We start from the raw sequence: 12,660 nt of genomic DNA on the forward strand, positions 1-12,660 counted from the left end.
GCTTCACGAAAGCAGGCTGAACATGTCTATCTATTCCGCCTTGAACAGCGCGATGAGCGGGCTGAGCGCGGCCAGCCGGTCCTCGCAGGTAGTGTCCGAGAATCTCGCCAACGCCTTGACGCCGGGCTACACGCGCCGGGTTCTGGACCTGAACAGCCCCGGTGCCGGGGTACCCGGCGTCCGGGTCGGGCATGTTCAGCGCATCAATGACCCGGTGCTGATTTCCAACCGCAGGGTGGCAGAGGCCGAGTACGGTTCTGCCAAGGTACAGGCCGATTTTTTTGACCGGATGTCAAACCTGGTGGGCTCGGTGGACGACGAAAGGTCGCTGGCCTCGCAGCTGTCGGATTTCGAATCTTCCCTGATCGAAGCGGTTTCGCGCCCGGATTCACAACCGCGGCTGAACGACCTGGCCGTCAAGGCGAACTCGCTGGCGGATTCGATCTCCCGCACCGCCGAAGGGCTGCGCGATCTGAGGGTAAACGCAGACAATGCGATTGGTTCCCAGGTTGACACCGTGAACCAGGCGCTGAAGGAAATCGAAAAGCTCAATGCCCGGATCATGGTGGTAGAGGCAGGCGGTATGGACGCCGTTTCGATGCATGATCAGCGGGATCAGCTGATCGATCAGGTGAACAAAATCATTCCGGTCAATGCTGTCCGGCGCGACAACGGCCAGGTGACGCTCTATTCCACCGGCGGGGTAATGCTGCTGGACCACAAGGCGGCGGAACTGAGTTTTACACCGTCGCGGGATATCATGCCGCATATGACACTGGGCAACGGATTGATTTCCGGGCTCGAAGTCAATGGCAAGGCCATTGATACCAGCCCGGATGGCCCGCTGCGCGGCGGTGCGCTGACGGCGCAGTTCGAAATCCGCGATGTGACCGCTGTGGAGGCCCAAGAGGATCTGGATGCAATGGCCGCCGATCTGATCGAACGGTTCCAGGACCCGGCGCTGGATGCCACGATCGGCGCCACCGACGCAGGCATTTTCACAGATGACGGCGGGTTCTTCGACCCAGTGAACACTGTCGGCATCTCCAACCGGATCGAACTGAATGATCTGGTTGCCCTGGACGGTACCGGAGAAACATGGAGGTTCCGTGATGGGCTTTATGCTGCGGCGCCTGGCGATCCTGGCGACTCCAGCCTGCTGCAGGCCTATTCCGACGCGCTGAACACCACCCGGACAGTGTCGTCGGTGGGGTTGGGTACCGCAGATATGACGGCCGCGACGCTGGGCGCGAACTTGCTGTCGCGGTTTGCCCAGGACAATGAAACGGCGTCACGCAGCGCGACCTTTGCCGCCACCAGTTTCAACGAATTGAGCCAGGCGGAACTGGCGATGGGTGTCGACACTGATGCCGAACTGCAGAACCTGATGCTGGTGGAGAAATTTTATGCCGCCAACGCCCGGGTACTGTCTGTCGTCGACGAGTTAATGGAAACACTTCTGAGGATCTGACGCATGATTTTGAATTCCTATGGCGATATGGCTCAGCACCTCTTTCTGCGTAGCCGCAACACTGAACTGCAGAACAATATCACCACCCTGTCCGAAGAGTTTGCCACCGGAAAATCGGCCAATCTGGTTGAGCGGCTGGGCGGTGATTTCACTTATCTGGCCGATCTCGAAAACAACCTGAACCGGATTGAAAGCTATATGGTCGCCAATGGCGAGGTGCAGCTGTTCGCGACCACGACGCAGGGCAGCCTCGAAAAGGTGCAAAACCAGGTGCAGGCGATGCGGAACGATATCCTGACCCTGTCGCCGGCCATGGATGTCGGCAACGCAGAGCAATTTGGAAGCCAGGCCAAGCAGAGAATGTCCAGCGCCATAAACTTGTTGAACACGTCCGTGGGCGGCAGGACGATTTTTGCGGGCACGGCCACGGACACCAAGCCGCTCAATGACTCCGGCACGCTGATGAGCGCCATCCTCACGGAGGTATCGGGCCTGACAACCAGTAATGACATCATTCAGGCCGTCAAGGATTGGTTCGACGATCCGGCCGGATTCGACACTGTCATGTACAAAGGGTCCGCAACCTCGCTTCAGCCTGTCACCGTAGGCGAAGGCGAGCAGGTTACGCTGGGCATCCGGGCTGATGACGACAATGTCAAACATGCGCTGCAAAGCTACGTCATCACGGCTTTGGCGGATGAACCCAGCCTCGGCCTGGCCGAAGACGTGCAGATCGATCTGGTCCTCCAGGCCAGCAGCGAGCTTTCCGAAAGTGAGGACCGGCTGATCCAGCTGCAGGCAGATGTCGGCTTTATCGAAGGGCAGCTTGAGGCGGTCAATACCCGCAACGAAGCTTCGAAAACCAGCCTGAGCATCGTCAAGAACAACTTGGTCTCCGCTGATCCGTATGAGACCTACACCCGGCTTCAGGAGGCGCAGACGCAGCTTGAGGGGCTCTACACGGTCACCGCGCGCAGCTCCCAGCTTTCCCTGTTGAATTATATCTCATGATGGTCTTTCTTCGCCTCCTCTTCACTTGCCTGTTTCTGCTGCCCGCAGCGGCACAGGCCAATACTATCCGGCTCAAGGATCTGGTTGAATTTGACGGTGTCCGCGGCAATGACCTGGTCGGGTACGGTCTTGTCGTGGGCCTTGACGGCACCGGTGACGGGTTGCGGAATTCGCCGTTCACCGAGGAAATCATGTCCAACATTCTGGAGCGGCTGGGCGTCAATGTGACCGGCGAGCAATTCCGGCCGAAGAATGTGGCGGCGGTCTTTGTGACCTCCACGCTGCCGCCTTTTGCCCGCGTCGGAAGCACCATCGACATAACGGTTTCGGCCATCGGAGATTCCAAAAGTCTTTTGGGCGGCACCCTGATCATGACGCCGCTCAACGCCGCTGACGGTCAGATTTATGCGGTGGCCCAAGGGACAATCCTGGCGGGCGGAGCGGTGGCTGAGGGGCAAGCGGCGACGGTGACTCAAGGCGTGCCGACAGCAGGTGTGATCCCCTCGGGTGCCCGGGTAGAGCGCGAGATCGACTTTGACCTGGCATCGCTCAGTTCCATGCGGCTGGCGTTGCGGGAGCCGGATTTCACCACTGCCGGACGGATCGAGCGGGCTATCAACAATGAGTTTGGCCGCAATGTCGCGCTGATGCGGGACTCCGGAACCGTGGAAGTTGATATCCGCCGCACCAATACACGATCGACGGCACATGCCGTAGGCCGGATCGAGAATATCCTGGTAGAGCCGCAGCGCAAGGCGCGGGTTGTGGTGGATCAGCGCTCCGGCACCATTGTGATGGGGAGTGACGTGCGGATTTCCCGTGTGGCAGTTGCCCAGGGCAATCTTACCCTGCGGATCGAAGAGACGCCGCTGGTGGTCCAGCCAAATCCCTTTACCAATGGCGAACCAGTTGTCGTCCCGCGTACAGGTGCTGCAATCGAGGAAGAAGAGGGCATCCAGCTGGCAGAAGTTCCGGAGACGACCTCGCTCTCTGAAGTCGTCTCTGGTTTGAACGCTTTGGGCGTGTCGCCGCGGGACATGATCGACATCCTAAAAAGCCTGAAGGCGGCCGGGGCCCTGCACGCGGAGTTCGTGGTCCGCTGATCCTTGGAACAGAAACTCCAAAACGCCCTGGCTTTGCTTGTTGGAGCCGGGGCTTTTCTGTGTCCGGTCTCCGGGCTGCCTGGCCTGACACGATTGCCTGGCCTGATGGGCAAGTCTGAAACCATGATCTTTTCCGGACACTTCTTAAGATGGCATTTCCGCCAGCCAAGCATGCTGCCGAGAAGAGTCTTTGGCCTGGAAAGGGCAGGGATGCGCGCCCTGCTGGCCCGGCATGGGGCATGCCGCTTGGCGTGTCAGGCCCTGGCTTCAGCAAGCCTTGCCTGAATCGGATGCAGCGGAGAGAGCATACCGTCCGGCTTGATTCAGGAGCGGAGCTGCTGGCATGCCGCTGAGCGCACCGAGACGAACGACCGGCAGCAACAAAGCCCGGGCTCGGCGGGCGCCCGGGCTTTGCTAGGGTTCAGATAGGATATTCAGGGGTAGTAGCTGCGCACCAGAGCGGTAGCGATCAGGCTCCAGCCGTCCGCCACCACAAAAAACGCCAGCTTGAACGGCAAGGACACGATGGCCGGGGGCACCATCATCATCCCCATCGACATGAGAATTGCGGCGACCACAAGGTCAATCACGAGAAAGGGAAGGAAGACCAGGAAGCCGATTTGAAAGGCGCGCGAAATTTCCGACAGCAGGAAGCTGGGTATCAGTGCTGACAGCGGCGCTTCGGGAACCGGGTCCATGCCTTGGGTTTCCGGCCTTAGATCGGCGATGGCGTAAAACGTGTCCGGGTCCAGCCGGTTCGCCATAAAGGCGCGGAACGGCTCCAGGCTGCGGGTGATGGCTTCGCCCGGTTCCAGCTGTTCTTCCAGCAGCGGATTGATCCCGGTGGTCCAGGCTTCGGTGAAGACAGGCTCCATCACGAAATAGGTCAGGAACAGAGCCAGGCTGATGATCAGCATGTTGGGCGGTGCCTGCTGCAATCCGATGCCCTGCCGTAATATCGACAGAACCGTCACCAGGAAGGGAAAACAGGTGATCATGATCAGCAGGCCGGGGGCCAGGCTGAGCACGGTGATCAGCAGGATCAGCTGGATAGAACGGGCCGAAATCGATTCGCCGTCTGCCAGCGAAAGGCTCAGTTCTTGAGCCAGGGCGGTGTGCGGCAGGGCCAGCAGCAGCGCTGAGACCAAGGCCGCCCGCACAAAGGTCGTGTATGTCATCCCAAACCGCTTTGCAGATCGGCAATTTCCGTCAGGCGCACGGCCAGCTGGCCTGCCTGGTCCCCTTCCAGCTCTTCAAGCTGGCCGCGGGCGACCAGCCTGTCGCCGACATAGAGGTCGACCGGGTCTTCGACGCGTTTGTCCAAGGTCAGGATGGCGTTTTCGCCGAGGTTGACAAGGTCGCGGATCAGCGGCCGGGCCTTGCCGACCGAGACAACCACTTCGACAGGAACCGAGACAAACGGATTGTTTGCGTCGGCGGATTTCAGGTTCAGATCGGCAGCATCATCCATATTGGCTGTCCTCTTTCGCGTGATAGGTGAAGGCCTCAATCGAGTCCTGGATCGATTCTAGAAGGGCGTCGCAATTGATCTCGCATTCGGTACTTCCGACGCGCAGATAGGCCTGGCCCGAAGTCAGCACGCTGTCTTCCCGCACGGTGACCTGGACAGAGAAGTTTTCCGGCAGCAAGCTGCGCACCGGTGCCGCCTCGCCCGGGGAGACCACGATCTGCATCGGCTGGTCGGTCTGGCCTTTGGCCATCCCGGAAAGCTGGTCGACAATGTGATGCCCGAAGGACGCGGCCATTGCGTCGGGCAGGACGGCACTGGTCAGCACCTTGAACATCGGGTCCAGCGACTCGAGCAGCTGGCTCTGCGCTTCGTGATAGGTGAAGCTGAGATCCTCCAGCGAACTGGCCAGTTCAGTCGAAATCCGGCTGACTTCCTGGTCCTTTGCGGTTACCGCGTCGTCCCAGCCGGCACTGTAACCGTTTTCAAAGGACACCAGCCGCTGTTCTTCCAAGAGTTCCTCGGACACGGCAGGCAGAGCCGGCTCCACCGAAGTGTTCATTCCGAAGTCTTCGAGCAAATGTGCAATCGTCATCAGGCCTGCTCCTTGTTTTCTTCCAGCCAGCCGCGCAGGATCTGGACGGTTTCCTCCTGCCGTTCGCCGATCAAGCTTCGCAGACGGTCGACTGGATCATCCATGCCGCCGCCCATTCCCGGCAAGCCGGCTGCCCCCATCATGTCGCCAGTACCCATGGCCGGCAAACCGCCCATCGGTTCGAATTGCCCGGTCTCATTGTTTTCGATTTCCCCATCGAGCGCGAGGCCCGCTCCCAGATCCGGAGCGGTCATGAAGCCGTCGCCGCCCATCCCTGGAAGGCCGGGCAGCCCGCCTTCATCCGGGCCGGCCAGTGCCGCCACCGGCGCTGATTGATTCGACAGGATCGGGCGCACAACGAACAGACCCAGGATCAGGCTGACAAGGGCCAAAGCCGCGATCTGGATCAGCGACATCGCATCAAAATTGAGGTGGTCCATGAAAGACGCAGTTGCCACGGAGCCTTGCGGCTCGACCGCAGGCAGTTCCATCGACTTGAGTGTGATCACATCGCCGCGGTCCGCGTCGAAACCAACAGCGGCGGAAATCAGCTCCCGCATGGCGGCCAGCTCTTCTTCCGGCCGGGGCTGGAAGACAGTTTCGCCAGCGTCATTCGTCACGGCGGTACCGTTGATCAGGACTGCGACGGTCAGGCGCTTGATGGCACCGGGACCACGCAGGATTTCCTTTTCGGTCTCCGAGATTTCATAGTTGATCCGTTCCCGGGTTGCGCTGGTGTTTGCCTTGGATCCCTGGCCGGAGGCGGCGTCGCCATCGGGAATGTTGGAGGCAACCGTGACCTCGCCTGACTGATTGGTCGAGGAATCGGCGCGCTCCTCAACGTCTGTGCTGACAGCGACGCGGCTTTTCGGGTCCACCCGCTTTTCACGGATCGATTCGGTGTCGGTGACGGTTTCGACGCTTACCTCGACCACTGCATTGCCCTGGCCGACGCGTGCCTCCACCAGCCGCATGACACGTTCGCGAATCGTCTGCGAGCGGTCATCGGTGCCGGCGTTGGCTGCCGCAGTTGTATCTGAAGAACCGATCAAGGCACCATTGGCGTCGATCACGGCCACATTTTCTACGGCAAGGCCGGTCACTGCGGACGAAACCAGGAAGCGGATGGCATTGGCTTGTGCAGGTGTGATCGGCGATCCCATCGGCACGATCGAGACCGAAGCGGTGGGCTCAACTGTGCGCTGAAACGGATTCGAGCCGGTATTGGCAATATGGACCCGGGCCTGGCTCACATGCGGGCTGGCGACAATTGTGCGGGCCAGTTCGCCCTCTTTTGCGCGCCAGTATGCGGCATCAAACATTTGCGATGTGGTGCCGAATCCACTGAGCGAATCGAGCAACTCATAACCTTTGCCGCCATTCGCCGGCAGGCCCTCGCTGGCCAGGGTCATACGAAGTTCGTCCCGCTGCGTTGACGGTACATAGATAGAGCCGCCACGCACTTCAAATTGGGTGCCGCGCTGTTCCAGCGCCCGCACCACGTCTCCGGCCGAACCGCTTTCCAGCCCGGCATAAAGCAGTGTCATTGATGGCTTGCTTGCCACATGGGACATCGCGATGACGCTGAGAAACATGATTACCGTGGCGCCCACGGCAATCAGACGCTTCCGCATGTCCATTTCAGCCCAGACATTCTTGATCTGCTGCACATTAACCTCCGTCGCACCGGCGTTCTCTCCGGCGTGCAACCTTTTTGACGGATCGGCCTTAACATTCGGTTAGTCCCTCGCAGGTTATGAAGATGATGCACGACGTTTTAGGGATAGCCATGACAGACGCTGCAGTAGATACGGAAGCAGAAGCCCCGGCCAAGAAAAGCAAACTGCCCCTGATCATCGGGGTGGTGCTGGCGCTGGCAGGGGCGGGCGGAGGATTCTTTGCCGTACAGTCAGGCCTTCTTCCCTTTGGTCGGAAGGCAGCGCCAGAACCGGCGCATGCGGCCAAAGAGGCGCCAGGAGGCGTGGACACAGGTGAGACGGCGGAGGATATCGCGAATCTCGCCTTTATCGAAATGGACCCGATTGTGATTACCCTGCGCAAAGCCAGCGGTATCAAGCATTTGCGGTTCCGTGCGCAGTTAGAGGTTGATCTTGTCCATCAGGCCGAGGTCGAGAAAATCCTCCCGCGGGTAATCGATGTCCTGAACAGCTACCTGAGAGCACTGGAGCTTGAGGATCTGACCGATCCGATGGCGCTGCCGAAACTGAGGGCGCAGATGCTGCGGCGGATCAATATTGCCACCGGCCAGGGCCGGGTGCGTGATCTGCTGATCATGGATTTCGTACTGAACTAGGAGGACAGGATGGACATTATCGCTGATATCCTGCTTGCGGCAGGAGCGCTGGGCGCCGGGTTTTACTGCCTGGTGCTGTCGCGCCGGCTGAAGCGTTTCAACGACCTGGAAAAAGGTGTGGGCGGCGCGGTTGCCGTTCTGTCTGCTCAGGTGGATGATCTGAACAAGTCGCTGCAGGCTGCACAGCAGGTATCGGACGGCTCCAGCAAGGCGCTGCAGCAGCTGACGGGACGAGCCGAAACGGTGGCGCAGCGGCTGGAGCTGATGATGGCGTCCATGCATGACATCCCCGAGGCCGGCACCGCGGCGCCAGCAGCCGTGTCCGCTGCCGAAGACCAGGCGATGGCAGCCGCCTATGAGGCCGAATCGCAGCCAACCGCGGAAGAGCAGGATGAGGTCAAGCCCTCCGGCCTGATGTTCGTCCGCCATAGCCGCAGCCAGAACCGGGTGGCGTGATGGCGAAGAAATCCAAGCGTTTGCGGCGCGGCGGTACGCTGATGATGCTGGCGGTTCTGCTAATGGGCTCTGCCGCCGTGCGGCTGGGCCTTGAAGCCGGGCCTGCGATTGCCCGCGAAGTGGCGAGCCTGCAAAAGCCGGGCGGCGAAGAGGTGGCGCACAAGGGTGAGCCGCAGCGCGATTCGATGCCGACCTCCGCGGAGCTGCAGACAATGCTGGCTGCATTTCAGGAGCGGGAGCGGGCGTTGGCCGCACGCGAAGCGGACATCCAAGACCGGATGAAAGCGCTGGAGATTGCCGATCAGGCCATCGAAAAAAAGCTGGCGGCGCTGGAACAGGCAGAAGAGAAACTGCGTGCGACCTTAGCCTTGGCGGATGGCGCGACCGAGGCGGATGTGACCCGGCTGACAACGGTCTATGAGCAGATGAAGCCCAAGGAGGCCGCGGCCTTGTTCGAGGAGATGGACCCGGCCTTTGCGGCAGGCTTCCTCGCCCGGATGCAGCCCGAGGCTGCGGCGGGAATCATGGCGGGCCTCAGCCCGGAAGCAGCCTATACCATCAGTGTGGTCCTGGCTGGGCGCAACGGTTCCGTGCCCAAGGAGTAACTTGGGCGCGGTGGCTTAGTCTTTCCTTAGGAAGACTCGCCTAAACTTATAAAAAGCAACGGAATTCGGAGTGGACCTATGATCGGGATTGTAGGCATTGTGGTGATCTTTGCCATGGTGTTCGGCGGATACCTTCTGGCCGGCGGCAAGATGGCGATCATTCTGAAGTCGCTGCCGTTTGAAATGATGATGATCGGCGGCGCCGCTGTAGGGGCGTTCCTGATTGCCAATGATATGGGCGGCGTCAAGCACACGATCAAGGACATCGGCAAGGTGTTTAAAGGGCCCAAGTGGAAGCCGGATGATTACCGCGACCTGCTGTGCCTTCTGTTTGCCTTGATCCGGATCGCACGGGCCAACCCGGTTGAGGTGGAACAGCATATCGAAGACCCGGAGAACTCATCGGTTTTCAACAAATACCCCAAGATCCTCGGGGATAAGGAAGCGGTGAACCTGATCTGCGACACCATGCGCTCGGCCTCGATGAACTATGACGACCCGCATCAAGTCGAGGAAGTTCTGGAAAAGCGGATGGAAGCCAATTTGCATCACGCGCTGCACTCCAGCCACGCGCTGCAAACCATGGCCGACGGCCTGCCGGCACTCGGGATTGTTGCGGCGGTTCTGGGTGTGATCAAGACCATGGGCTCGATCGACCAGCCGCCTGAGGTTCTGGGCAAGCTGATCGGCGGCGCTCTGGTGGGCACGTTCCTCGGTGTGTTCCTGTCATATGGCCTGGTTGCGCCCTTTGCAGGCAAGGTGAAAGCCGTGGTTGAAGAAGACGCCCATTTCTATCAGCTGATCCGCGAGGTGCTGGTCGCCAATCTGCACAACCACGCGGCCGCCATCTGTATCGAAGTCGGCCGCCAGAATACGCCATCGCATTTCCGCCCCGGCTTTTCGGAACTTGAAGAAGCCCTCAAATCGGTGAAACAGGACGCAGCATGATCTGGCGAGTATTTGCCATTGCGGCTGCTCTTCTCACGGCCGTAACCGTTCAGGCACAAACCATTGTGACGCGCTCGGGCGAGCATCGAGGGTTTACGCGCCTGGTGATGCGTTTGCCGGGCGGGGCGGATTGGTCGCTGACGCAAAGCGGCAAAACCGCGATTGTGAACATTGATGCTCCGGATGCGGTTTTTGATACATCACGTGTCTTCAATCTGATCCCCCGTACCCGATTGCAATCTTTGGCGCAGAACGGCCCAGGCCAGCCGTTGCGGCTGCAGCTGGGCTGCGAGTGTACGGTTACCTCCTATGTGCAGGAGGATGGTTACCTGGTCGTCGACATCCGGGATGGCGGAATGCCGGCACCACAGCCTCAGTTTTCTGCGGCGGGCAGCATTCTGCCGCTTACAACGCCCGCATCCGGGACCGGGTACCGCTTCAGTTTTTCCCAATCAGCTGCTGCGGATGCGCGGATGGCACTGGAGCTGGCAGCAGCTGGCGCCGGACAAGCGTCTCGGACGCAAACGGCCCGGCTTCAGGTCAGCAATGAGGCGCCGAATGCCGGCAAAGCTTCCGCACCGGGGCAAGAGCAGACGAATTTTACAGCGCTGCCGCTGGATGGCGGCAAGCTGCCGGCATTGGAAGCTGCTGAAGTCGGCAATGCGGCTCCCGGGCTCCCCGAAACCGGAATTTTGCTCAACATGGAGGAAACCGAACGCGCGGCTGTGGTAAACGAGTCTGAACAACGGTTGCTGCAGCAGATCGGACGTGCCGCGAACCAGGGGCTTTTGAGTGTGGCGGCAGATGGGCTGCCTGGCGCAGAGATTGCGGCGGGGGTGGATCCCCTAGGCCGATCGGACCGTCCCTTGAACCCGCTTGACCACATATCTGTCACTTCGGCAATCGACCGTGAAACCGGGCTGATGGCGGCATTGATGGATGGCAACGGCGAGGCGGAACACTGCTTGCCGGACCAGAATGTTGCGATTCATTTCTGGGGCAATGAGAGCCGCTTTGCTGATCAGGTCGGCCCGTTGCGCAGCGCGCTGGTCCGGGAATTCGATGACGTAAACCCGGCGAGCGTTTACGCTCTGGCCCGGATCTACCTCTATTTCGGATTCGGCGCGGAAGCCCGTTCAATTCTGACAATCCTGCCGCCGGAAGAGCAAAGCACACCGAATGTCGCTTTGCTGCAGGCAATGGCGATGCTGATGGATGGCGCGACGCTGCCGGTCAACCACCCGTTTTCCGGGCAGCAAAGCTGTGAAGGCGACAGTGCTTTCTGGGGCGCTTTGGCGGATGGCGTGATCAAGAAAAGCGCCAATACTGATGCTGTTCAGCAGGCTTTCTCAAGGATGCCGGCGCATCTGCGGGTGCATTTGGGACCGCGTGTCAGCAAGATGTTTGCGGAAGCCGGAAATCACCACGCCGCCGAAGCCGTGCTCAGAGCCGTGGGACGGACCGGAGTTGAGGAAGTTCCGGAAATCAACCTTGCCGAAGCGGCAATTGCCGAATTGGAGGGCGACACTGAAAAAGTGGCTGAAGAATTGACCAGCGAAGTTGCCGAACGGACTGGAAATGCACCGGAAGCGCTCATTGATCTGGTTGCCCTCAGCGTCAAGGAGCGCAAGGCGCTGTCCCCGGATGTGCCGGATCTGATTGCCTCCTACGAGCTGGAAAGCCGCGAGACGGAACTTGGGGCAGAACTGCGCCAGGCTCAGGTCGCCTCTCTGGCGCTGATGGGGCAATTCCACGACGCGTTCCTGGAACTGAATAGCCTGACGGAACGGGATGGACCGAATGCCCGGACAGCGGCGCTGGAACCGCTGATGCTGCTGTTGGCAGAACGTGCGGACGACGTGACTTTCCTGCAGTATTCACTGGTGTTTTCAGGCCGGTCAACTTCGGCGGAGGCAGCACCGGTTGCCGCGGCTGTGGCCCGCCGGCTGCTGGATCTCGGGTTTGCCGAACAGGCGCAGGAGCTGCTCAACAAGCTTGCGCTGGAAACGGAGAACGAAACCCGCCGCGTGATGATGGCCGAAGCCGCGCTCATGCTGGACAAACCGCACCGAGCACTCGTTGAGCTGATGGGGCTGGAAAGCTCCGAGGCCAACCGGATGCGTGCGGAAGCATTGTGGCGCAATGGCGAATATGGCCGTGCCGGAGAGTATCTTCTGGCCGAAGAGGAGACAAACGCGGCGGCCCGCGGATTCTGGCATTCCGAGGATCTGGGCGCCATCGAAGCGATGGCAGCTGGCAATGACGCGCAATTCGGTGCCGTTGCATCCGCCACTACGCAGATCAGTGAAACTGCGCAGGATCCGGAAGGTTTGACGCCGCTGGCCCACGCCCGGGCATTGGTTGAAAGCAGCCAGGGGACACGGGGCGGTATCTCCGACCTTTTGAACAAGGTCGGCACAAACCTGGGCGGTTCCGTAGAAGATCAGTGATCAGACTTTCCGTTAGCAGTGTAGCAGCCGCCCTGTTCGAGGCGGCTTTTGCGTCGTGGTGATAACTCTTTGTCAACGGGCTGCCGGTAACTTGAAGATCAGGTGAATCCTGATTTGGAATGGGCAGAATGCCAGAAGACTACTCAAAACATTGCCTGAAAGGGCCGATTCTGCGCGCAATTGGCCCAGAGTGCGGAGCTGCAGCGCTGGCCGTTTCAGCCCGGAAACTTTTAAACACA

General features: G+C 60.1%; 12 protein-coding genes. 8 read left to right on the forward strand and 4 right to left on the reverse strand.

Features of this window, described 5'->3' with window-relative positions; translation table 11 throughout:
- Nucleotides 1-22 precede the first annotated feature (22 nt).
- Genes flgK through OKQ63_RS20580 form a run of 3 tightly spaced genes read left to right on the forward strand, consistent with a single transcriptional unit; the run spans nucleotide 23 to nucleotide 3,585 of the window.
- Entirely contained in the window at nucleotides 23-1,471 is a 1,449-nt protein-coding gene (gene flgK, locus OKQ63_RS20570; RefSeq protein WP_264211870.1) for a flagellar hook-associated protein FlgK, read from the forward strand.
- A 3-nt stretch (nucleotides 1,472-1,474) separates the two neighbouring features.
- On the forward strand, nucleotides 1,475-2,482 hold the full coding sequence (locus OKQ63_RS20575; RefSeq protein ID WP_264211871.1) for a flagellin: 1,008 nt from the start codon (nucleotides 1,475-1,477) through the stop codon (nucleotides 2,480-2,482).
- Nucleotides 2,479-3,585 carry a flagellar basal body P-ring protein FlgI gene (locus tag OKQ63_RS20580; RefSeq protein ID WP_264211872.1) on the forward strand — a complete coding sequence of 369 codons (1,107 nt, stop codon included), beginning with the start codon at nucleotides 2,479-2,481 and terminating at the stop codon, nucleotides 3,583-3,585. Before OKQ63_RS20575 ends, OKQ63_RS20580 begins: the two co-directional genes overlap by 4 nt.
- A 434-nt stretch (nucleotides 3,586-4,019) precedes the next feature.
- Here the strand turns inward: OKQ63_RS20580 and fliP are convergent, their stop codons facing one another.
- From fliP to fliF, 4 genes are read right to left on the reverse strand one after another with little or no spacing between them, the layout of a single operon-like run.
- Nucleotides 4,020-4,763 carry a flagellar type III secretion system pore protein FliP gene (gene fliP / locus OKQ63_RS20585; protein WP_264211873.1) on the reverse strand — a complete coding sequence of 248 codons (744 nt, stop codon included), beginning with the start codon at nucleotides 4,761-4,763 and terminating at the stop codon, nucleotides 4,020-4,022.
- Nucleotides 4,760-5,056, reverse strand: coding sequence for a FliM/FliN family flagellar motor C-terminal domain-containing protein (locus tag OKQ63_RS20590; RefSeq protein ID WP_264211874.1), 297 nt, complete (start codon nucleotides 5,054-5,056; stop codon nucleotides 4,760-4,762). The genes fliP and OKQ63_RS20590 overlap by 4 nt, the downstream gene beginning before the upstream one ends.
- On the reverse strand, nucleotides 5,049-5,648 hold the full coding sequence (locus tag OKQ63_RS20595) for a FliH/SctL family protein (RefSeq protein WP_264211875.1): 600 nt from the start codon (nucleotides 5,646-5,648) through the stop codon (nucleotides 5,049-5,051). Before OKQ63_RS20595 ends, OKQ63_RS20590 begins: the two co-directional genes overlap by 8 nt.
- A complete protein-coding gene (gene fliF, locus OKQ63_RS20600; RefSeq protein ID WP_264211876.1) occupies nucleotides 5,648-7,318 on the reverse strand; it encodes a flagellar basal-body MS-ring/collar protein FliF in 1,671 nt (556 codons plus the stop codon). Before fliF ends, OKQ63_RS20595 begins: the two co-directional genes overlap by 1 nt.
- A gap of 119 nt (nucleotides 7,319-7,437) precedes the next feature.
- On the opposite strand from fliF, the gene OKQ63_RS20605 reads away from it, so the two are divergent.
- The 5 genes from OKQ63_RS20605 to OKQ63_RS20625 all read left to right on the forward strand — a co-directional run bounded on the left by OKQ63_RS20605 (nucleotide 7,438) and on the right by OKQ63_RS20625 (nucleotide 12,421).
- Nucleotides 7,438-7,962 (forward strand): flagellar basal body-associated FliL family protein, encoded by a 525-nt coding sequence (locus tag OKQ63_RS20605; RefSeq protein ID WP_264213962.1) that lies wholly within the window; start codon nucleotides 7,438-7,440, stop codon nucleotides 7,960-7,962.
- A 9-nt stretch (nucleotides 7,963-7,971) separates the two neighbouring features.
- Nucleotides 7,972-8,418 carry a hypothetical protein gene (locus OKQ63_RS20610; protein WP_264211877.1) on the forward strand — a complete coding sequence of 149 codons (447 nt, stop codon included), beginning with the start codon at nucleotides 7,972-7,974 and terminating at the stop codon, nucleotides 8,416-8,418.
- Nucleotides 8,418-9,023 carry a MotE family protein gene (locus tag OKQ63_RS20615; RefSeq protein ID WP_264211878.1) on the forward strand — a complete coding sequence of 202 codons (606 nt, stop codon included), beginning with the start codon at nucleotides 8,418-8,420 and terminating at the stop codon, nucleotides 9,021-9,023. Before OKQ63_RS20610 ends, OKQ63_RS20615 begins: the two co-directional genes overlap by 1 nt.
- A gap of 78 nt (nucleotides 9,024-9,101) precedes the next feature.
- On the forward strand, nucleotides 9,102-9,971 hold the full coding sequence (gene motA / locus OKQ63_RS20620; protein ID WP_264211879.1) for a flagellar motor stator protein MotA: 870 nt from the start codon (nucleotides 9,102-9,104) through the stop codon (nucleotides 9,969-9,971).
- Entirely contained in the window at nucleotides 9,968-12,421 is a 2,454-nt protein-coding gene (locus OKQ63_RS20625; RefSeq protein ID WP_264211880.1) for a hypothetical protein, read from the forward strand. Before motA ends, OKQ63_RS20625 begins: the two co-directional genes overlap by 4 nt.
- Nucleotides 12,422-12,660: the final 239 nt, after the last annotated feature.

Source organism: Leisingera thetidis, assembly GCF_025857195.1.
Taxonomy (GTDB): domain Bacteria; phylum Pseudomonadota; class Alphaproteobacteria; order Rhodobacterales; family Rhodobacteraceae; genus Leisingera; species Leisingera thetidis.

Bases quoted from the DNA above. Each gene is read 5' to 3' on its own strand.
- OKQ63_RS20590 (WP_264211874.1), bottom strand. From the start codon at position 5,056: ATGGATGATGCTGCCGATCTGAACCTGAAATCCGCCGACGCAAACAAT.
- OKQ63_RS20580 (WP_264211872.1), top strand. From the start codon at position 2,479: ATGATGGTCTTTCTTCGCCTCCTCTTCACTTGCCTGTTTCTGCTGCCC.
- OKQ63_RS20625 (WP_264211880.1), top strand. From the start codon at position 9,968: ATGATCTGGCGAGTATTTGCCATTGCGGCTGCTCTTCTCACGGCCGTA.
- OKQ63_RS20595 (WP_264211875.1), bottom strand. From the start codon at position 5,648: ATGACGATTGCACATTTGCTCGAAGACTTCGGAATGAACACTTCGGTG.
- OKQ63_RS20610 (WP_264211877.1), top strand. From the start codon at position 7,972: ATGGACATTATCGCTGATATCCTGCTTGCGGCAGGAGCGCTGGGCGCC.
- OKQ63_RS20575 (WP_264211871.1), top strand. From the start codon at position 1,475: ATGATTTTGAATTCCTATGGCGATATGGCTCAGCACCTCTTTCTGCGT.
- fliP (WP_264211873.1), bottom strand. From the start codon at position 4,763: ATGACATACACGACCTTTGTGCGGGCGGCCTTGGTCTCAGCGCTGCTG.
- motA (WP_264211879.1), top strand. From the start codon at position 9,102: ATGATCGGGATTGTAGGCATTGTGGTGATCTTTGCCATGGTGTTCGGC.
- OKQ63_RS20605 (WP_264213962.1), top strand. From the start codon at position 7,438: ATGACAGACGCTGCAGTAGATACGGAAGCAGAAGCCCCGGCCAAGAAA.
- flgK (WP_264211870.1), top strand. From the start codon at position 23: ATGTCTATCTATTCCGCCTTGAACAGCGCGATGAGCGGGCTGAGCGCG.
- OKQ63_RS20615 (WP_264211878.1), top strand. From the start codon at position 8,418: ATGGCGAAGAAATCCAAGCGTTTGCGGCGCGGCGGTACGCTGATGATG.